At 67.9% G+C, this 19,892-nt stretch carries 22 protein-coding genes; 10 read left to right on the forward strand and 12 right to left on the reverse strand.

The features are described 5' to 3' along the window. Positions 1–539, reverse strand: a 539-nt coding sequence (locus VI056_13105) for a LysE family transporter (GenBank protein ID HEY6203964.1), incomplete at its 3' end; no start/stop codon positions are given. Positions 540–580: 41 nt separating this feature from the next. Between VI056_13105 and VI056_13110 the strand changes: the two genes are divergently transcribed. From VI056_13110 to VI056_13120, 3 genes are read left to right on the forward strand one after another with little or no spacing between them, the layout of a single operon-like run. After that, positions 581–1,240 (forward strand): MBL fold metallo-hydrolase, encoded by a 660-nt coding sequence (locus VI056_13110; protein ID HEY6203965.1) that lies wholly within the window; start codon positions 581–583, stop codon positions 1,238–1,240. Between the two features lie 13 nt (positions 1,241–1,253). Then, complete coding sequence (locus tag VI056_13115) at positions 1,254–3,788, forward strand: AMP-binding protein (GenBank protein ID HEY6203966.1); 2,535 nt, start codon at positions 1,254–1,256, stop codon at positions 3,786–3,788. 2 nt (positions 3,789–3,790) lie between these two features. Then, positions 3,791–4,864, forward strand: coding sequence for an AI-2E family transporter (locus tag VI056_13120; protein HEY6203967.1), 1,074 nt, complete (start codon positions 3,791–3,793; stop codon positions 4,862–4,864). On the opposite strand, the gene VI056_13125 is transcribed toward VI056_13120, so the two are convergent. Next, entirely contained in the window at positions 4,861–5,784 is a 924-nt protein-coding gene (locus tag VI056_13125) for an isoaspartyl peptidase/L-asparaginase (protein ID HEY6203968.1), read from the reverse strand. The genes VI056_13120 and VI056_13125 overlap by 4 nt on opposite strands. Positions 5,785–5,986: 202 nt before the next feature. Here VI056_13125 and VI056_13130 point away from each other — a divergent pair, with 202 nt between their 5' ends. Next, the gene (locus tag VI056_13130) at positions 5,987–6,154 is read left to right on the forward strand and encodes a hypothetical protein (protein ID HEY6203969.1); all 168 of its coding nucleotides are present in this window, start codon (positions 5,987–5,989) and stop codon (positions 6,152–6,154) included. A gap of 4 nt (positions 6,155–6,158) precedes the next feature. On the opposite strand, the gene VI056_13135 is transcribed toward VI056_13130, so the two are convergent. From VI056_13135 to VI056_13145, 3 genes are read right to left on the reverse strand one after another with little or no spacing between them, the layout of a single operon-like run. Beyond that, complete coding sequence (locus VI056_13135) at positions 6,159–7,898, reverse strand: long-chain fatty acid--CoA ligase (GenBank protein ID HEY6203970.1); 1,740 nt, start codon at positions 7,896–7,898, stop codon at positions 6,159–6,161. Between the two features lie 32 nt (positions 7,899–7,930). Then, a complete protein-coding gene (locus VI056_13140) occupies positions 7,931–9,079 on the reverse strand; it encodes an acyl-CoA dehydrogenase family protein (GenBank protein HEY6203971.1) in 1,149 nt (382 codons plus the stop codon). Next, positions 9,079–9,798, reverse strand: coding sequence for a ubiquinone/menaquinone biosynthesis methyltransferase (locus tag VI056_13145; GenBank protein ID HEY6203972.1), 720 nt, complete (start codon positions 9,796–9,798; stop codon positions 9,079–9,081). The genes VI056_13140 and VI056_13145 overlap by 1 nt, the downstream gene beginning before the upstream one ends. Before the next feature lie 32 nt (positions 9,799–9,830). Between VI056_13145 and VI056_13150 the strand changes: the two genes are divergently transcribed. Together VI056_13150 and VI056_13155 are read left to right on the forward strand one after the other, a co-directional pair. Then, a complete protein-coding gene (locus VI056_13150) occupies positions 9,831–10,529 on the forward strand; it encodes a PIG-L family deacetylase (protein ID HEY6203973.1) in 699 nt (232 codons plus the stop codon). Then, positions 10,529–11,353, forward strand: a complete 825-nt coding sequence (locus VI056_13155; protein HEY6203974.1) for a hypothetical protein — start codon at positions 10,529–10,531, stop codon at positions 11,351–11,353. Before VI056_13150 ends, VI056_13155 begins: the two co-directional genes overlap by 1 nt. A 24-nt stretch (positions 11,354–11,377) precedes the next feature. On the opposite strand, the gene VI056_13160 is transcribed toward VI056_13155, so the two are convergent. The 4 genes from VI056_13160 to VI056_13175 form a co-directional block, all read right to left on the reverse strand. Next, on the reverse strand, positions 11,378–12,322 hold the full coding sequence (locus tag VI056_13160; protein ID HEY6203975.1) for a hypothetical protein: 945 nt from the start codon (positions 12,320–12,322) through the stop codon (positions 11,378–11,380). Between the two features lie 145 nt (positions 12,323–12,467). Continuing rightward, positions 12,468–12,695, reverse strand: coding sequence for a hypothetical protein (locus VI056_13165; GenBank protein ID HEY6203976.1), 228 nt, complete (start codon positions 12,693–12,695; stop codon positions 12,468–12,470). A 22-nt stretch (positions 12,696–12,717) separates the two neighbouring features. Further along, the gene (locus VI056_13170) at positions 12,718–13,479 is read right to left on the reverse strand and encodes an ABC transporter permease (GenBank protein ID HEY6203977.1); all 762 of its coding nucleotides are present in this window, start codon (positions 13,477–13,479) and stop codon (positions 12,718–12,720) included. Between the two features lies 1 nt (position 13,480). Further along, complete coding sequence (locus tag VI056_13175; protein HEY6203978.1) at positions 13,481–14,410, reverse strand: ABC transporter ATP-binding protein; 930 nt, start codon at positions 14,408–14,410, stop codon at positions 13,481–13,483. Between the two features lie 121 nt (positions 14,411–14,531). Here VI056_13175 and VI056_13180 point away from each other — a divergent pair, with 121 nt between their 5' ends. After that, positions 14,532–14,684 carry a hypothetical protein gene (locus VI056_13180; protein ID HEY6203979.1) on the forward strand — a complete coding sequence of 51 codons (153 nt, stop codon included), beginning with the start codon at positions 14,532–14,534 and terminating at the stop codon, positions 14,682–14,684. Between the two features lie 5 nt (positions 14,685–14,689). On the opposite strand, the gene VI056_13185 is transcribed toward VI056_13180, so the two are convergent. Both VI056_13185 and VI056_13190 read right to left on the reverse strand, forming a co-directional pair. After that, on the reverse strand, positions 14,690–15,190 hold the full coding sequence (locus tag VI056_13185; protein ID HEY6203980.1) for a hypothetical protein: 501 nt from the start codon (positions 15,188–15,190) through the stop codon (positions 14,690–14,692). Positions 15,191–15,238: 48 nt separating this feature from the next. Beyond that, the gene (locus VI056_13190; GenBank protein HEY6203981.1) at positions 15,239–15,403 is read right to left on the reverse strand and encodes a hypothetical protein; all 165 of its coding nucleotides are present in this window, start codon (positions 15,401–15,403) and stop codon (positions 15,239–15,241) included. 18 nt (positions 15,404–15,421) lie between these two features. On the opposite strand from VI056_13190, the gene VI056_13195 reads away from it, so the two are divergent. From VI056_13195 to VI056_13205, 3 genes are read left to right on the forward strand one after another with little or no spacing between them, the layout of a single operon-like run. Next, the gene (locus VI056_13195) at positions 15,422–15,847 is read left to right on the forward strand and encodes a hypothetical protein (protein HEY6203982.1); all 426 of its coding nucleotides are present in this window, start codon (positions 15,422–15,424) and stop codon (positions 15,845–15,847) included. A gap of 39 nt (positions 15,848–15,886) precedes the next feature. After that, a complete protein-coding gene (locus VI056_13200; GenBank protein ID HEY6203983.1) occupies positions 15,887–16,486 on the forward strand; it encodes an ion transporter in 600 nt (199 codons plus the stop codon). Between the two features lie 22 nt (positions 16,487–16,508). Beyond that, positions 16,509–19,622, forward strand: coding sequence for an adenylate/guanylate cyclase domain-containing protein (locus VI056_13205; protein HEY6203984.1), 3,114 nt, complete (start codon positions 16,509–16,511; stop codon positions 19,620–19,622). Here the strand turns inward: VI056_13205 and VI056_13210 are convergent. Continuing rightward, the coding region (locus VI056_13210; protein ID HEY6203985.1) for a prolyl oligopeptidase family serine peptidase at positions 19,619–19,892 on the reverse strand (274 nt) is incomplete at its 5' end. The two genes, VI056_13205 and VI056_13210, sit on opposite strands and share 4 nt — an antisense overlap.

A 19,892-nucleotide genomic window follows, 5' to 3' on the forward strand; every position in this document is an offset into this window, starting at 1 on the left:
AGACGCGGCGTGAGTCGCGTGTGCAAAGCGGCGCCGATCCCGGCCAGCAGTGTTTGCCACGAGAGCGACGAGAGCGATGCGCCGACCGCGAAGGCGATGCGCGAGCCTGCGTCCTGAGCGATCTGCGGAAGGCCGACAGCGAGCGTGACGAAGTAGGCGACGGTCGCGGGATTCAGAAGCGTGAGGCCGATGAAGAGCGTGTAGGTGCGCGCGGCCGAGCGCTCGCCACCCGGCGTGTCCAGCGCCATGTCGGTACGGCCGAGCCGGAGCAGCGCGCGAACTGCCAGATAGAGGAGCGCTGCAGCTGCGGCGAGGCGCATCGGCAACAGCACCGCGCTGAGCAGACTCGTGACCGCACTGCCAACGACGACAGCCGTGATCGCGTAGATGAGATCGACCGTGGCCGTGCCGGCGCCGGCAGCGGCGGCGATCCGGAACCCACGACGGAGTCCGGTGCGCACGATGAGGACCGCGATCGGCCCGACCGGTATGGCGATGGCGTAGCCCGCGGCGGCGCCGATCAGGAAGGCGGAGAGCAAAGTCGGCCGACCATAGCGAGAGGCGGCCTAGCATTCAAGCGATGGAAGTCGCCCCCGATGTTCATGCCCTGCGTCTCATCGGCTCGAACGCGTTCCTCATCCTCGGCGATGAGCTGACGCTCGTCGACGCCGGCCATCGCGGCTCAGGCGTGATGCTCCGGCGTCACCTCGGAGCGCTGGGGCGCGAGCTCGGGGAGATCAAGCGGATCGTCTGCACGCACGGACACCCGGACCACATCGGTGGCGTGCAGGAGATCGCGCGCGCGTCCGGCGCGCAGGTCCTGATGCACCCAGCTGACATGGAGCGGCTGCGCATCCGCTTTCGCGACGTGATCAATGGACGCCCCGCGCCGGGAGCGATCATCGCATACCTGACCCAGGCCCCGACCGACGTGACCGCGGCAGAGGACGGAGACGAGCTTCCCGTGCTGGGCGGGCTCCGCATCCTGCATACGCCGGGTCACACGCCGGGGAGCATCTGTTTGTATTCGCCGACACGTCGGCTGCTTATCGTGGGTGATCTGCTGCAGCGCATGCGCGGCCAGGTGACACTTCCGAACTACTTCTTCACCGACGACATGCCGTTGGCTCGGCGTTCGATCGCGCGTCTTGCCGAGCTTGATGTCGAGACGATCCTGTTCTCGCACTATCCAGCGGTACGGCAGGGGGGACGCGAGGCGCTCCGCGCGCTCGCGAGCTAGCGGGGAGGGCGACATGGAGACACTGAACGACATCCTCGAGGAGTCAGCCCGGAGGTTCGGGAACAAGGACGCGTTCATGATCCGGCCCGGCTTCCGCACGCGCACCTGGACATACCGGGATCTGAACGATGTCGTCCCGCGCGTCGCGCGCTATCTGAGCGACAGCGGCATGAAGAAGGGCGACCGCGTCCTCATCTGGGGCGTGAATCGTCCCGAGTACGGCATCGCGTTCCTCGCCGCGCTGCGGCTCGGCGCGATCCTCGTGCCGCTCGAGGCGAACTACGCGGCCGAGTTCGCGCAGAGGATCGCGCAGCGGACGCGCGCCAGCCGCGCGATCGTTTCGTCCCAGACGCTCGCGCGCGCGAAGACGCTCAGCCTGCCGCTGTACGAGATGGAACGGCTGCCTGATCTCGCGCGCGAATGCGCACCGCTCGCGAAGGCGGCTGTCAGCGGCGACGACCTTGCCGAGGTCGTGTTCACATCGGGCACGACCGGCGATCCGAAGGGCGCGATGCTCACCCACCGCAACATCCTGTCGAACGCGGTCGCGGCCACCCAGATCTTCCCGATCGGCCCCAAACAGCGCCTGCTGTCGTTCCTTCCGCTCTCGCACATGTTCGAGCAGCTCGCCGGCTTCTTCACCGTGCTGCTGTCAGGCGCATCGGTCATCTACCCGACGAGCCGTCAGCCGGCGGTGGTCAGACGCACGTTCAAAGAGCGCAAGGTCTCGATGGTGCTCATCACGCCCGCGGTCGTGAAGTCCCTGATGCTCGCGATCGAGCGCAGCGCCGAGGCACAGGGTAAGAAGGAGCTTCTTCAGAAGCTGCGCGGCGTCGCGCGCCGTCTGCCGATGGCACTCCGGCGACTCGTGTTCTTCAGCGTCCATCGTCAGTTCGGCGGCCGCTTCCGCTACATCGTGTCCGGCGGCGCCGCGCTCGATCCCGCGTTGGGCGAATCCTGGCGAGAGCTCGGCATCGACGTGCTCCAGGGCTACGGGACCACCGAGTGCTCGCCCGCGCTCACGTTCAATCGCGTTGACGTCAACCGGCTCGGGTCCGTCGGCACGCCGATCCCCGGCGTCGACGTGAAGGTCGCCGCCGATGGCGAGGTCCTCGCGCACGGCCCCAACGTCTTCAAGGGTTATTGGGAGAACGAGGAGGCGACGCGCGCGGTCCTCGACAAGGACGGCTGGTACCACACCGGCGACCTCGGAGAGTTCGACAAGGACGGCTTCCTATGGCTCCGCGGTCGCAAGAAAGACATGATCGTCCTGGCCGACGGCACGAACGTATATCCCGAGGACATCGAGAACGCCCTCGCGGCCGATCCCCGCATCGAGGCGCTCGCGACGCCGCTCCGACCCGAGATCGCGACCGTCGTCGGGCTGGAACGACCAGGCGAGGACATCCAGGTGCATGCCGTGTTCCTCGTCAAGGACAAGGAGCAGGTCGCATCGATCGTGCGCGATACGAACCTCAAGCTGTCGGGGAATCAGCAGATCCGCGGCTGGACGATCTGGCCCGACGACGAGTTCCCCACGACGCCAACGCAGAAGGTGAAGAAGCGCTTCGTGACCGAGCGGCTCCTGATGATGGGCCGCGTCGAGCAGGCGCACGCGGCGACCGGCGATCAGGCGGCGACGCGGCCGCTCACAGAGGTCGAGCGCATCATCACGCAGGTCACGAACCTGCCGCCGGCCGTGGTCCATCAGGGCGCGACGCTCTCGGCCGATCTGGGTCTGGACTCGCTTGGGCGCGTCGACCTGCTCGGCGCGATCGAGGAAGAGCTCGGGGCGTATGTCGACGAGGCAGCTCTCGAGCCGAACGCGACGGTCGCGGAGCTCGAGCGCATGGTCGCAGCGGCTCGTGACGTGAAACGCGAAACCGGCATCTACGGCTGGCCGCTCAGCCCGCTGGTGCGATCGTTCGGCCTGCTGTTACAGCAGACGCTCATCTACCCGCTGGTGCACATCTTCTACAAGGTCAAGGTCACCGGGAAGGAGAAGCTCGTTGGCCTGCACGGCCCGGTGCTGTTCGCACCGAACCACAGCCTCCATTGGGACAACGGGATCATCCTCATGGCGATCCCGCTCTCGTGGCGCTGGAAGCTCGCAGTCGCCGCAGCCGCCGACGATGTCTTCGGGAACAAGCTCAACGGTCTCGTCTCATCGGTACTCGCGAATGCGTTCCCGCTCGCGCGCGAGGGCGCGATCCGCCGGAGCCTCGAGCTCCTGGGCGCGCGGCTCGACCGGCAGTTCTCGGTACTCATCTATCCGGAAGGAAAGCTCACGATCGGCGGGCCGATGCAGCCGTTCAAGTCCGGGACCGGGCTCATCGCCGTTGAAGGCGCCACGCCGGTCGTGCCGATGAAGCTCAAGATCACCAAGGTCTCCGTGCTCGATCATCTTGACCGGAAATGGGAGGCCGCGCGCTCGAACGGCTGGCGCGGCGATGTGGAGGTCGTGTTCGGCGATCCCATCTACTTCACCGCCGGCACGCCGCCGAACGAGGCGACCGCGAAGCTTGAGGCGGCGGTAGCGGCGCTCTAACGGTGGACGCGGCGCAAAGACCGCTCGCCGACTGGTGGGTGACGCGCGTCCTCGTCGCGGCGGCCGCGGTCGTCGCGGTGATGTTCGCGCTGCGCCTCGTGTTCGAGGCGCTCTCCGAGCTCTCACATGTGATCGTCCTCCTCGTCTTCGGCATCGTCATCGCCTTCGCGCTCGCGCCACTCGTCGACCGTATCCAGCGCCTCGTGCGCCGGCGCGGAGTCGCGGTGGCGCTGACCGCGCTCAGCGCCCTGGTCGTGCTCATCGCCGCCGTGGTGAGCCTGGCGGTGCCGCTGATCCGCGAGACACGTGACCTGGCGGTCGACGTCCCGCGTTACGCGGCGATGCTGTCGAGCGACGAGCCGCTGCGCCTCGGCGGTCTCGAGGTCTCCGGTGAGGTGCGGCAGCGAATCGGCGCGGAGATCGGAGCGCGTCTTGGCGACTGGTCGCAGGACGCGGCGCACGCGGCGCTGCGCGTCGGGGCCGGGGTCGTGGACTTCTTCTTCATCTTCGTGCTGGGCGTCTACCTTCTGGCCAGCGGTCCGCAGGTCCGTCGCTGGGTGCGCAGCCACCTGGTGCCGGCGAAGCAGCGCGATGAATTCCTACACATCGAAGCCGAGGCCGCGCGGCTGTTCGGGGCGTACATCCGTGGTCAGCTGCTCCTCGGCCTCATCGTCGGGGCGGTCTCGGGTATCGCGTACCTCGCGCTCGGCGTTCCGTATGCGGTCCTCCTCGGCCTCCTCGCAGGCATCTTCGAGCTCGTTCCGATCGTCGGCCCGATCGTGGCCGGCGGGGTCGCGGCGGCGGTGGCGCTCACCCAGCCCTTCCCGCTGGTCGTCTGGGTGGTGCTGGCCGCCCTCGCTGTTCAGCAGCTCGAGAACAACCTGCTCGTGCCGCGGATCTCTGGCGGCGCGGTCGGTCTGCACCCGCTCGCGGCGCTGCTGGCAGTTCTCGTGGGAGTCGAGATCGCCGGGCTGATCGGTGCGCTGTTCGCTGTTCCGCTCACCGGACTGGCGTGGAGCATCTACCGCGCGCGCAGGGAAATGCCACACGCCGCCAGCGCGCCCGCGCGAACTTAGCGGGCGCTCGTCGTCACGATCTCGCGAGCCGTCAGCTCCGCCGCATCCATGTCCGCACGCTGCCACGCGTAGCGGCGATCCTTGCGATTCGACGCGGCGGCGTGCGAGCCGCCCGCGGCGAGCACCACGATGTTGAACGCCGCGTTGTCGAGCGCGTTGACATCCTCGATCGCTCGGCGCGCGACCTCGGCCGCGGACATGCCGCCCGCGAGCCGGTCGACCGCGGTCTTCGCGGTGACATTCCGGATCGCGAGCTCTCCGAATCCGGTGCAGCACGCGCCGCCGTAACGCGTATCGCAATAGTTGCCCGCGCCGACGATCGGAGAGTCGCCGAGCCGCCCTGGGTATTTGTAGGCCCAGCCGCTGGTCGACACGGCCGATGCGATGTGACCAGCGCGATCCAGTGCGATGAAGTTCACCGTCCCACGCTCTTCTCCCACGGTCTTCGCGACGACGGGCGCGAGCTTGGCGCGGCGGCGCACGGTCGCTGGCGTCTCGCGCACCCTCGCCAGCTGCTCGACCCACATCCTCCGCGTCGACGGCGTGAGCAGCGTCGCCTTCTGCGCGCCGATCTCGGCCGCGAACCGCGCGGCGCCGTCACCGACGAGCATGACGTGCGGAAGGCGCTCCATGACCGCGCGCGCGACCGTGATCGGGTGGAGGTAGCCGGCGAGCGCTCCGACCGCGCCGACGCGGTGCGTGGTCCCGTCGACGAGCGATGCGTCGAGCTCCACGACCCCGAGCACGTTCGGCTTCCCACCACGGCCGACGCTCGTATCGGACGGGTCGGCCTCGATCACACGCGCGCACGCCTCGACCGCATCCAGGGCGCTACCGCCTTTCCGCAGCACCGCGATGCCCGCTGCGAGCCCGGGCGCGCCGTTCCCACTCGCGATCACGATCGGCGTGATGTTCTTCATCCGCCAGTCGTACTCACTCGCTCGGGGTGGTCATGCCACGCGCGGGGGACGCAGACACCTCGCAGGAGTGACAACGGATCGCGATCCTGTTGACGAACACGGCGGCACTGTAGGCGGAAGTCGCGCTTTCATCTTCATGGGGGACCGCGTCTCCCCTGCCGGTCCGATGGCGCGATGCGCGCCGGGCGCCAAAGTCACACGCATGTTGAGCACATACGCGACACCGATGGCCTGGACCGCATCAGTCATGGCGCCGCGATCACCGTACCCCGAAGGGGACGTGACCGTCGTGCTCCGCGTCACCTACAACTCGCTCGAGTCGATCATCCGTGATGAATTCATGCTCACGGAGTCGCGGGTCGCGCACTAAGGTGCTAGGCCGTCGCGACCGCCTGGCCGCGCTTCTTGCGATCCTCCTCCGCAAGCTGGCGCCGCAGCGTCTTCCCGATGAGGGTCTTCGGGAGCGACTCACGGAACTCGATGTCCTTGGGGACCTTGAACGGCGCGAGCTGGGTGCGGCAATGCGCGATGATGTCCTCCGCGGTCGCCTTCATCCCCGGCTTTAGGACCACGAAGGCTTTCACCTCTTCGCCCTTGATCGGATGCGGCACGCCGATCGCGGCGCTGTCGAGCACCGCGGGGTGCGTGGCCAGCGCCTCTTCCACCTCGCGCGGGTACACGTTGAACCCTGAGACGATGATCATCTCTTTCTTCCGGTCGACGATCGAGACGTAACCGTCGGCGTCGACGGTGGCGATGTCGCCGGTGTGGAGCCACCCGTCGCGTATGGTCTGCGCCGTCTCCTGCGGGTTGTTGTAGTAGCCGTCCATGAGTTGCGGCCCGCGCAGCACGAGCTCGCCGGACTCGCCGGGACCGACCTCGCGCGTTCCGGTGTCGAGATCGACGATCTTCGACTCGACATCCGGGTATGGAACGCCCACGCTGCCGACCTTTTGCTTGCCCTTGCCGAAGAGCGGGTTGCAGTGCGTCACCGGCGCTGCTTCGGTGAGCCCGTACCCCTCGACGAGGTTGGCGCCGGTGAGCTCGACGAACTTGCGATGGGTCTCGACGAGCAGTGGCGCCGAGCCGGAGACGCAGGCCGCGATCGAGCGAAGGTCGTACTTCGTGGCCAGCGGCGAGTTGATGATCGCGTTGTAGATCCGAGGCGCGCCGCTGAAGGTGTTCGGCTTGTGACGCTCGACGTCCTTCAGGACACGCTCGAGCTCGAACTGCGGCTCGAGGATCATGGCCGATGCGCTCTGGATCGACAGGCCCATCACCACGGTGAGCCCGTACACATGGAAGAACGGCATCACCGCCATGCCGGTGCCCTTCGCGTCCTCGAGATTCGTGAACCAGGCGCGGCACTGCAGGATGTTCGCGACGAGCGCGCGGTGCGAGAGCATCGCGCCCTTGCTCACTCCGGTCGTACCGCCGGTGTACTGAAGGAGCGCGACGTCGTCCTTCCGAGTGCCACCGTCGAACGGGGTCGCCGGTGCCTCGAGCACATCCCGGAACGCGACCGCGCCGTCGTCGCCCTTGAACGGCTGGCGATGCCCGTCCTTCTTCTCCTTCGCAAGCGTGAACATGACGCGCAGCAGCGGCGGCATCTCCTCTTTGATGTTCGTGACGATCACGTTCTTCACGCTCGTGCCCGCGCGAGCCGCCTTCGCGACGGGATACAGCCGCGACAGCACGACGAGCGTCGCGGCGCCAGAGTCCGCGAGCTGGTGATGCAGCTCGGGCGCGGTGTACAGGGGATTGCACGGGACCACGGTGGCCCCGGCGCGGAGGGCTCCGAAGAATGCGATCACGAACTGCGGCGTGTTCGGCAGGAGGATCGCGACGCGGTCGCCCTTCTTCACGCCGAGCTTGCGCAGGCCGTTCGCGAAGCGCCACGCGTCATCGGAGATGGACTTGTAGGTGCGCTTGGCGTTGAAGAAGATCGTCGCGGTGGCGTCGGGATGGCTCTCGGCGGCGTCGTCGAGCAGCGCATGCATCGTTGCGTCGGGATATGTGAGCGTCGCTGGCACGCCGGAGTCGTAGTGCTTTGTCCACGGCCGTCCGGCCAGTGGCGCCGCATCCTTGGCTCGGACCGCGATCTTCTTCGCCATCGCCCTTCCTTTACCCCAGCTAGATGCGACTGCTACGCCTTGAGCAGGTCCTCCGCGATGATCATCCGCTGGACCTCGCTGGTCCCTTCGTAGATGCGGAGGATCCGTGCGTCACGATACGCGCGCTCGACCGGCGAGTCCTTCATGTAGCCCATGCCGCCATGGATCTGCAACACGCGGTCCGCGACGCGGTTCGCGAGCTCGGACGCGTAGACCTTCACCATCGCCGCTTCCCGAGACACGCGAATCCCGCGGTCGAGCTTCGCGGCGGCGTCGTAGACCATGAGCCGCGCCGCGTGGATCTCGACCGCGCTGTCCGCGAGCATCCACTGGATCGCCTGATTCGAAGCGATCGGCTGCCCGAACTGCTTGCGCCGCTTCGCATGCGCGACGGCGAGCTCCAGGAGGTGCTGGCTGGTCCCCACCGCCCCCGCCGAGAGCGACACGCGCCCGATGTCGAGCGCGCCGAGTGCGGTGCGGAATCCCGCGCCGACCTCGCCGCCGAGGACGTTCTCCTCCGGCACCTCGCAGTCCTCGAAGATCAGCTCGCCCGTCTTCGAGCCGCGGAGGCCCATCTTCTCGTCGATCTTGCCGACGCGGAAGCCCTTGAATCCCTTCTCGACGATGAAGGCGGTGATGCCGCCGCGCGCGCCTTTGGTCCGGTCGTTGGCCGCGTAGACGACAACGACGTCGGCGATGGGGCCGTTGGTGACCCAGATCTTCGTGCCACTAAGCAGCCATCTGCTGCCATCCTTCCGCGCGGTCGTCTGGATCGATGCGGCGTCGGATCCGCTCGACGGCTCGGTCAGCGAGAACGCCGCGAGCTTACGTCCGGCCGTCAGGTCCGGCAGGTAGCGGCGCTTCTGGTCGTCGGTGCCGCCGAGGTATATCGACATGCTGCCGATCGACGTGTGCGCTCCGATGAGGTTCGAGAACGCCGCCGACGTGCGGCCGAACTGCTCGAGCGCGAGGCAGTAGCCGAGATCGCCCGCGCCGACACCGCCGCACTCCGCGGGGAACGGGAGGCCGAAGAAGCCCAGCGCGGCCATCTCGCGCACGACCTCACTGGGGATCTCGTCGCTGTCCTCGACCTGCTTCTCGATCGGCTGGAGGCGCGTCTCCACGAAATCGCGCACGGTGCGGGCGAGGAGCGCGAGCTCGTCCGGGATGTCGAAATCCATCAGGCCTCCCCGACATGGATCGCCGCGACGCCAAAGGTCAGCCGCTCGTAGCGTACGCGCGCGAATCCGGCCTCGCGCATGCGCTCGGCGAGGCCGTCCGCGTCCGGGAACGTGGCCACCGAGCGCGGCAGGTAGCGATACGCCGCGGCGTCTCCGCCGAGCAGCGCAGCGATGCGTGGCACGAGCTGATGGAGGTAGAGGCGGTAGGGGATCCCGATGAGCGAGCTCGGCGGCGTCGAGAACTCGAGAATGGCCGCGCGTCCGCCGGTGCGGAGCACGCGGCGCATCTCGCGCAGGCCGAGCGAAAGGTCACCGAAGTTGCGCACCGTGAATCCGGCCACCACTCGGTCGAACGATGCGTCGGCGAATGGCAATGCCGCCGCGGACGCGAGCAGCGGCGCCAACCGCGGATCCAGGCGCGCGGCGGCGCGGCGGCGCACGGCGTCGATCATCGACGGAGACAGGTCGACGCCGACGACGCGTACGGACGGATCGGACGCGTCGAGCAGACCGAAGGCGAGATCACCCGTACCGACACCGACGTCGAGCGCGATCTCGCGCGGACCCATGCTCGCGACCGCGGCCGCCCGGCGACGCCAGCCCACATCACGCCCGCCGGAGAGGATGCGATTGAGCACGTCGTAGCGTGGTGCGACGCGGTCGAACATCTCCGCGATATGCCGGTCGTGGTCCTCCGAGCGCGCCACTGTGTGTTTCACGCTAACGTGAGGCGATCGGCACCGTCCTCTTCGTGTACGCGCATCCCGACGACGAATCGTTCGGCATCGCCGGCACCGCGATGAAGCTCGCGGCCGCCGGACACACGACAGCGCTCCTCACGCTCACGCGCGGCGACGTCGGCATGTGGTTCGGCAAGGAGCGTGGATCGTGGACGCCCGCCGAGCTCGCCGCGGAGCGGAGCAAGGAATGGCGCGAGGCGGTGAAGATCATCGGCTTCAGGCACGCGCGTCTCCTCGAGTGGCCTGACGGCGGGCTCGCGACCTCACCGGCCGAGCGCGTGACCGCCGACGTGGTGCAGTTCGTCCGCGAGATCAGACCCGACGTGATCTGTACGTTCGGTCCCGAGGGCGCCGGCAGCGAGCACGACGACCACCGGGCCGCCTCCTTCTACGCGGTGCGCGGCTTCCATCGTGCGGCGCTGGCCGACCAGTACCCCGATCGCGGCGCGCCCCACGCCGCGCGCCGCCTGTTCTTCGGCGCGTCGCCGCTGATGCCCGATCTCCCGTTCGTTGCGATGACGCCGACACACACCGTCGAGATTCGCGAGTACCAGGACCGGAAGGCGCAGGCCTTCGAGTGCCACAAGACGCAGTTCAAGGACCGCGACCGGTTCTATCAGATGCTCGAGCGGCGCGGCGGCAAGGAGTTCTTCCACCTCGCGATCGATCGCGCCGCGAGTGCGCCCGACCCCGGCGACCTTCTGGCCTGATGGACACGATCCTCACGCTGCCGCTCGTCCTCGCCGTCGTGCTCGTGGAGCTCGCTCTCGGGGGCACGTTCGTCTCGTGGCTCCTCGACCGGCGCGGCGAGGCGCCGGGCGGATTCGTGAAGCTCGTCGCGGGTGTCGATGCGATCGCGGCTGCGGCAGCGCTCGGTCTCGCGCCGACGCTGCCACGCGGCGAGGCGGCCCTGAAGGTTGGCCTCAACCCTGGAGCCATGTCGTCCCTCGGCCAGGCGCTCGCGCTCGTCGCGATCCTGATGACCGTACACCTCGCGTTCACGTTCGTGCCCGCCCGCGCGCTGCGCAACGTCGGTGGGATGCTCGCGATCGCCGCGGGCCTCGTCGCGCTCAGCACTGCAACGTACGCGCGGACGGCGCAGGGGCCGACCGACACCTTCGGTCTCGCACTGGCATACGCGGTGACGCCGCTCGGCGCGTTGGCACTCGGCGGTCTCGATGGCGCGATGCTCCTCGGACACTGGTATCTGGTGACCCCGAAGCTGCCGACAGCCCCGCTGCGCAATGCATCGCTCATCGTCGTCGCGGCGGTCGTGCTGCAGCTCGTCGTCGTGCTGGCGACGGTGATGCGTGGCGACCTGGCGGGCACGACACAGACCGGACTTGTCGTCGCGATCGGCATCCGCATCGGCGTCGGGCTGCTGATGACGCTCGCCGTCGCTCTCGCCGCGTGGTGGACGGCCCGGATGAACACGCAGTCCTCGACCGGACTGCTCTACGTCGGACTTGGCTCCGCTCTCGCAGGTGAGATCAGTGCGCGGGTGCTGTTCTTCCTGACGGGAGCCGCGGTCTGACTATCTCGCCCCTGCCACCTCGGGCTACGTGCCAGGAGTCTTGATCGTCGTCCAGTGCGCGCCGCCATCGGTCGTCCGCTGGATCGCTCCGCGTACGGTGGCGTAACCGACGAGCGCGTCTCCGAAGACGACGTCCGGCGCGATCGGCGCGGCCTGCGAGTAATCGGTCCTGAACGCGTGCCAGGTCGCTCCCGCGTCGGTCGTCTCCATAGAGGAGCTGGGCGTACCGATCTGCAGCCACCGCGTTGCCGTCACGAACGCGAGGGCGCCCTCGCCCGCCGGAACTTTGGTGAGGTAGGTCCAGGTCGCGCCGCTGTCGATCGATCGGTAAACGTAGCTCGCACTCAGGTCACTGGGGCGGACGAGCACGAGGGCCGTTGTTCCGAAGGCGCGTACGCGGTCCGCGCGAAGGAAAGCGCCCGTTGGCGTCACCGTGAAGCCGGGGGGAACGGGTAGGAGATTCGAGGCCCTCCATGTCCGCCCAGCGTCGGCGGTCCGATAGATGACGGGCGTGGTGTTCGTGCCGTTCGCGCTCAAGAATCCGCGCTGCGCATCTACTGTTGCCAGGCGCTCTTTGCATCTCGGGCCGCCGGTCCCGGGTGGTTCCGCCGCTGGTGCGACGGCCGCGGAGACCATCGGATCCCACGTCGCGCCGGCATCGGCCGTATGTGTGATGCCTACCGTCTGGACGTCGCACTGCGTCCCGGCCGACGAGTAGGTGGCCAGCCATCCCCCGGTGTCACTGACGAACGCGATCTCGCGGTTCGGACCGCTAGGGAGGGCGGCGGAGCGTTCCTGCCAGGCATCACCACGATCGGTCGAGCGGAACAGACGGCTGTCGGCGACGAACGCCGACACGACGGTGCCGGACGGAGCACTCAGCTGCGCAGTGCTCGGCAGGGTGATCGGTGTCGCCGCGACGGTCGGCAAAGGCGACGCGGTCAGGGTCGACGTCGGAGTCGTACTCACCGATGGCGGAGCCGTTGTGGCGCTCGACGCGGGAGGCGACGCGCTGCAGGCAGACAGAAGCACCAGCAGCGCAGCGGCGACGACAGCGCGTGGCATCCGAAGCATGTACTCAGTTTGCCCTTGGAAAAGTGTCAGAGAGAGCGCGCTATTTCTTCTTGGCCTTTGTCTTCGCCCGCGTCGCTCTGCCCTTCTCGATCCGCTCGCGGTCGGCGAGGGCATGCTGCACCGTCTTGAACTTCGAGAGCTCGCCGCGGCGGTCCTTCTGCACGTTCTCGCGAAACGACGGGTCCGTCGACTGCGAGCGGGCGCGGGTCGCATCGCGCATGGCGGCATCGACGATCTTCGCGACGCGCTTGATCTTTCGCAGCGGCATCGGGAAAAGTGTACGAGGCGGGCTAGCGGTTCCGCTCCGCGCGGACGAACCCCGCGGTACCGATGACCATGAAGAGGGCGAACTCGACGCCGATGACCAGAAGGTTGGTCGGGAGATCGAAGATCGGCACGCCCGAGCCGCCGCCGTAGTAGATGTCGCGCATCAGGTCGACCGCGTAGCGCATCGGTGCGATCTTCGTGAGGATGTCCAGGAAGGGCGGCAGGTTCTGGATCGGGTTGAAGATCCCGGCCAGGAAGAACTGCGGCAGCATGACGAACGGGAAGATCTGATTCGCCTGCCGCTGGTTGTCGAGGCGCGACAGCACGAGGACCCCGAACGCGCCGCCGTAGACCGCGATGATCAACGCGGCCGGGATCATGGCGACGATCTTTTCGAGCGTGAACGGCACCCCGAGGATCAGGCCGAAGAGAAGGATGGCGATGAACTGCGGGAAGGCGACAAGCGACTCGCCAAGGATCTTGCCAAAGATGATCGAGTAGCGCGAGATCGGCGACACGAAGATCTCCTGACTGAAGTCCTGCTCGCGGTCCATCAGGAGCGAGATGACACCGAGTGCGGTGGATTGCCAGATGGTCTGGGCAAGCACGCCGGTGAACACGAAGTGCAGAAGGTTGAAGCTCGTGGCCCCGCCGAAACCGGCCTGAAGGCTGGTCCCGAGGATCCCGATGAAGATCAGCGGGAACGCGAAGTCCGAAACGATGCGCGCGCGGTCGCGGAGCAGCTTGATGAGGTCGCGGTGCGCCAGGGTCAGGATGGCGGACATCTCACTCACTGACTTTGCCCACGATCTCGAGATACGCGTCTTCCAGGGTCGGCATGTGGGTACGCACGAGCGTGAGCGGAGTGTCGATCGCCTTCAGCGCGGCATGCGTTTGACGCGAATCGACGTGGACGCGGAACGGCCCATCGCCGTCGCTGCGGAGCTCGAGCCGCCCGAGCTCCTGGCGCAGCCGCGTGCGGTCGTCGGCATCGATGAGCACGTACTCCTGCACGAGATCGGACTTGATGCTCTCCGGTGTGCCGAACGAGACGACCTTCCCTTTGTCGATGATGCAGATCGTGTCGGCCTCTTCGGCCTCCTCGAGGTAGTGCGTGGTGAGGAAGACGGTCGTGCCGCTCTCGCGACGGATCGTTGTGAGGTACTCCCAAAGTGTCCGGCGGCTCGGAACGTCGAGGCCCGCCGTTGGCTCGTCGAGGAAGAGGACCTTCGGACGATGCATGAGGCTGCGCACGATCTCGAGCTTGCGGCGCATACCGCCGGAGAACGTGCGCACCGGTCTCTGGATCTCAGCGGCGATGCCGAGGAGTGACGCGAGGCTCTGCACCTGCTCGCGGTACGCGGCCGGCATGAGGCCGTAGCTCGGCGCATACGGGTAGAGCCCGTAGAGGATCGCGTGGAAGCGGACGTTCTCCTCGGCCGTGAGGTTCATGTCGAGGCTCGGCTTCTGGAAGATGATCCCGACGATCCGCCGCACCGCGCTCGCCTCCCGGACGATGTCGCGCCCGTCGATCGTCGCGGTCCCGCCGGTCGGCGAGAGCGTCGTCGTGAGGATCGAGATCGTCGTCGTCTTGCCCGCGCCGTTCGGGCCGAGGAGAGCGAAGAACTCTCCGGCGCGCACGTCGAACGAGATGCCGTCAACGGCGTTCCGGTCCGCCTTCTTGTACCGCTTCGTGAGGCCGTCGAGATGGATCACGGCCCGAGTTTAGGTGCGGAGGGTGGCGCGGTTATCACTGCCCGCGTTCTCCCGAGAACGCCGCCGGGCGCACGTCCGGGCCAGAGTCCTCTCAGGAGAGAGAGGACCGGAGGTGACAGAGATGGCTACGACATGGGAGATGATCGCGATCTGCATGGAGGACGCCGTCAGGGCCGAGGATCTGGTGAAGGAGCTCGCTTTCCGCCGCGAGCTGCGCATCGATCCCCACAAGGCGCTCTCCGCGTTCGAGCTCCGCGCGAAGCCCGCGCGCTAGCTGATCTAGCGGCCGGCAGCGCGCCGGCGCGGATGGCGCTCGCGGACGGGCTCGTCCTCGAGCTCCTCCCATTCGCGGGCGCTGTACAGGTTCGCCGCGAGGCCGGCGCCCGCGATCAGAAGGACGAGACCCGCGATCGCGAGCAGGAACGGCGCCGGTGAGGGCGCGGCCGCACCGAGCTCGAGGCTGCGGAGCACCGCGGAGACCCCATACAGCACCAGCGCCCCGATCGCGGCAGCCTCATCGACACGCGCGAGGCCACGGTCCTCGCGATCGACGTCCCCGTACTCGACGACCGCGGTGATCGCGGCGATGCCGACAACGATGAAGGTGGCCACCACGAGCCACTGCGCGGCGACGACGAACGTGCTCGTGTCGCGCGCGCCCCAGCTGAACCACGCCATGAGATCGACGAGCGTGGCGGCAAAGCCGAGCCCGATCGCAGCGAACGCGAGCGGCGACCTGAGCGCGAAGCCCAGACGACGGCCTTCGAGGAACTCCTTCAAGGAGCGCTCATGCTAGCGGGGCGGAGGACCCTCCGTTGGCGTGGGGAGTCAGCACCCGGGCTCGCCGTCGTGGCCGCAGCAGGCCTGCCGGAGCACGACACGTAGCCACAGGTTGCGTGACGCGACGACGATCCGGCGGGGCAAAGGGATCTCGCTGTCGGTGAAGTTGCGGACCGCCTGGAGGAAGCTTCCGCGGCGGTGACGGTGATGCACCTCCGTACTATCGCTGTGATGTCAGATGACGCAAAGCGAGTGAGCACTCGGCACGGCGAGCTCACACTCGAGGAGATCGCGGAGCTTCTCCCGGGGACCGGCGAGATCATGGCCTCGGTCGGCGAGTGCTGGTGGAAGTGCGCGTACGCCGCCCGCGGTGGCAACTGGCAACTTGCCGCGTACTTCGTGCGCCGAGTGCGCTCGCTGCAGCGCAAGCTCGCCGTCGTGAGGCCGAAGTACGCCGGAGATCTCGCGGCGTTCGAGGAGGAGCACATCGACCCAGCGCTCGCGGCGTGCGATGCGGCGGACCAGCGGGCCTTCGACCGCGTGTTCGCGGCCGCGACGGACAAGGCGAACGCGCTGCACGTGAAGTGGGCGAAGCCCTACATCCGCTGGACGCTGCCGGAGGAGCCGCCGAAGGACCTCGACCTCGGACTGGGCTAGCCGTTCGCCCGGCGCCGCTCTCTTAGGCTGCGTCACGCGATGCTCGGCGACTGGCTCATCTTCTTTCTCGCGCTGCTCCTCGTTCCGGTGCTGCTGCTCGAGGAGACCAGCAGCGATCCTGCCGTCGTCGATGCGGCGACGGTCGCGAACGCGGTGATCTGGATCCTGTTCGCCGTCGACTATGCGATCGATCTGTGGCGCGCGCCCGATCGTGGCGCGCACGTTCGATCGAACTGGTTCGATCTCGCCCTCATCGTCGTTTCGCCGCCGCTTCTCGTGCCACCGGAGGCGCAGGCGCTGCGCGTGCTGCGCGCGGCGCGGCTGCTTCGCGTGTTCGCGGCGGTCGGCGTCATGTACGAGCGACTCGGTCGCCCGCTCACGCGGAACGCGGCACTCGTGATCGTCGGAGTGTTGTTCGCGGTCATCCTCGCCGGCGGCCTGCTGGTCCAGTGGGTCGAGCCCGTGGCGTTCCCGAACGTGTTGACCGGCTACGCCTGGGCGATCGCGACGCTCGTGACCGCGGGACACGCGCCGCCGGAGCCCATCACGGTCGCTGGTCGAGCGATCTCATCGACGATCGTCGTGATGGGTCTCGGAAGCTTCGTCGCGCTCGCTGCGAGTCTCGCCGGGAGACGGTAGACCGCGTTCCTAGACTCTCGGCATGCCAGAGGAGCGCAAGCTTGCCACGCTGCTCTTCGCGGACATCGTCGGCTCCGCAGCGCTGGGCGGCGCGGAGGATCCCGAGCTCGTGCGGCGCACCTTCGCGCGCGTTTTCGCCGAGATGCGGCAGCTCCTCACCTTACACGGGGGCACCGTCGAGAAGTTCGTCGGTGATGCCGTCATGGCCGTGTTCGGCGTCCCTGTCGTGCATGACGACGACGCCGACCGCGCCGTCCGCGCGGCGTTCGCGCTCCGTGAACGGGTCGCGTCGCTCGCGCCGAGTCTCCCGTTCGCGGTCAGCCTGAGGATCGGGATCAACAGCGGACAGGTCGTTGCCGGGAGCGAGGGCGCCGACACGCTGGTGACCGGACCACCGGTGAACGCCGCGGCTCGCCTTCAACAGCACGCGTCTCCGGACGAGATCGTCGTCGGTGCTCTCACGCGATCGCTCACCGCGAGCACGGTGCGATATGGCGAGGCGCGGAGAGTCGAGGCCAAGAACATGGGCGAGCTCGAGCTGTTCCCTGCGCTGGCACTCGAGAGCGCACTGCCGGACCAGCGACGAGGACTCGGCCAGCTCCGCGCGCCGCTCATCGGACGCGACGCCGAGTTGAGGCTGCTGCGCGAATCGCAGCTCAAGACCAGCGAGGAACGAAGCGGGAATCTCGTCACCGTCTACGGACAGGCCGGCGTCGGCAAGTCGCGGCTCGTGGCTGAGCTCGTCGAGATCATCGGACGCGAGCGCGTCCTCCGTGGCCGCTGTCTGCCCTACGGCGCGGGGATCACGTACTGGCCGGTGCAGGAGATGCTGCGCGCCGACCTGAACATCACTACCGACGATTCGCACGACAACGCCACGCGCAAGCTACGCGGCGGAGTGCTCGCCGCCTTCGGAGGGGCGAACGAGGACGCCGACGCGGTCGCCCGCCGAGTGGCGGTCATCGCAGGTCTTGAGCGCGCGGAAGACGCACTGCCCGGTACCTCTGGCGCCGACCTCGGACAGGAGCTGCGCTGGGGCGTGCGTCGCTACTTCGAGCAACGCGCTACGGAATATCCACTGACGCTCATCTTCGATGACATCCACTGGGCGGAGGATCCGATGCTGGAAACGATCGAGCATCTGGCGGAGTGGTCACGGGCACCACTCTTCATCCTCTGCCTGGCGCGACCCGACCTCCGAGACCGGCGCCCTTCATGGGGTGGCGGGCTCATGAACGCGGCAGCCGTACGGCTCGAGCCGCTCAGCGTCGAGGACACTCGCCGGCTCATCGCCGCGCTGCTCGACATTGACGAACTTCCCGAATCGCTCCGGGACAGGATCGCGGAGCGCGCACAGGGCAATCCGCTGTTCGTGGAAGAGCTGCTGCGGATGCTCATCGGCGCGGGTCACATCGAGCGCCGCGATGGGCGGTGGATCGCGACGAAGAGCATCGGCGATGTGGCCGTTCCCGCATCGCTGCAGGGCCTGCTGACGGCGCGACTGGATCAGCTGCCGCCCGAGGTGAAGCGCGCACTGCAGCGCGCGTCCGTCGTGGGAAAGGTGTTCTACCCGGATGCGCTCGCCGCGCTCGGCCACGTCGAGGGGAGTGTCGACGATCTCCTGGTGGCGGCCGCGAGGCGTGACTTCGTCATCGAGCGGAACGAGCGCGGACCAGGCGGGGGCCGGGCCTGGCAGTTCAAGCACATCCTCATCCGCGATGTCGCCTACGACTCCGTCCCAAAAGAGGAGCGTTCGCATCTGCACGACGCCGTGGGCCGCTGGCTCGAATCGGTGGCGCAACTGCGACGCGACGAATATGCGGAGATCGTTGCGTACCACGCGGACCAGGCCTACGCGCTCGCCACGGAGCTCCGAGACGCCGGCGCGCAGGCGCTCGGCAACCGCGCTCTGGCGCTCGTCCTCGGTGCCGCACGACGAGCCCGTCGCGCGGGCGAGCAGCAGGCGGCGCTCACTCTGTACGCGCGCGCGGCCGCTATCGCCGAAGCGATCGGCGCAGAGCTCGCCGTCCGCGTGGAAGCGACCGCCTTCGCAGCGCTGATGCGCGCAGACCTTGAGGGTGTAGGAGCGGCCGGTCGTGATCTCGAGCAAGCGCTAGCGCTCGCGAGACGGACAGGGCCGAGCGAGGCACTTGTCTCGCTCCTCGAGTTCCAAGTGCGAGAGCTCAACGCCGGCCCAACGGTCGCGGAAGAAGGTGTTGCCGCCGCTCGGGCGGTCGCCGACCACGATCTCGTCGTCTACGCACTCCTCGTGGCAGCGTGGCCTCCGTGGTACGTGGGAGATATGGCCGGCTGCGCAGGGGCGCTCCGAGAGGCACGCGCGTACGCCATTGAGCACGACGCTCGTCGACATTGGCGGTTCCTGCTCAACCGAGAGGGGCACGTCGCCAGGCAATCGGGTGACTTCATGAGCTTCGTGACGGTCACGAACGAGCTCCTCGCTGCAGCCGCCAGCTCCGAATCGAAGATCGAACGTGCGATCGGTCCGGCCCAGGTGAGGTGGAACATGGCGGACGTTGCGGCCGACTACGAGGCGGCGCTTGAGGCGGCAAACGCGTGGCTCCGGGTCGTGCCCGAGCTGGGCTTACCTGGAGTGGGCGCTTTGTCGCGGGGCGCGGAAGCGCTCGCGGGTTTAGGCCGGAGCGAGGAAGCCATCCAGCATTTCAGAGAAGCACTGCGGCGCGATGAGCTGCGTGGCACACCAGCAGCCTTCACCGGCGAGCGTCGGCAGGCGCTCGCGCGCGCGCAGCTCGCTGCGGGGAGGATCGACGAGGCACGCGAGTCCGCCGAGCGTGCCTATCACGAGATCGACGACGACGATGCGTTCTCGCGATCGACGACCGCTGTCGCGCTGGCCGTGGTACGAGACGCGCAGGGCGAGATCGAGGAGGCCGATCGCCTGTTCCGTCTGGCGATCGATGCCGCCAAGGGCTACCAGTGGCTCGGGGTGTTGGCGCGAGTGGACTATTCACGGTTCCTCATCGGCCAGCGACGTGCAGCGGAGGCCCGCGCGCAGCTCGAGATCGCGCGCGACTTCTACACGCATCCATTCGTGGCACGTCGCCGCAAGATCGTGGACGAGCTACTTCGCCGTTGCGACGAGGTTCGCGCGACCTAGGGGTGCGCGTCGAACCAGTCGGCGATGCGTTTCGCGTGCTCGACGCGATTGCGCGGCTTCCCGCCACGCGTGAGGTCATGGTTGTCCTCAGGGAAGCGAACGAACGTCGTTTCGACGCCGTGCAGACGCAGCGCGATGAAGAACTGCTCTGCCTGCTCGATGGGACAGCGGAGATCGCGCTCGGCGTGAAGGATCAGCAGCGGTGTCTTCACCTTCGGCACATACGTGAGCGGTGAGCGCTCGATCAGCTTGTCGGCGTTGTGCCACGGG

The sequence above is a fragment of the Candidatus Limnocylindria bacterium genome, from assembly GCA_036523395.1.
Taxonomy (GTDB): domain Bacteria; phylum Chloroflexota; class Limnocylindria; order P2-11E; family P2-11E; genus CF-39.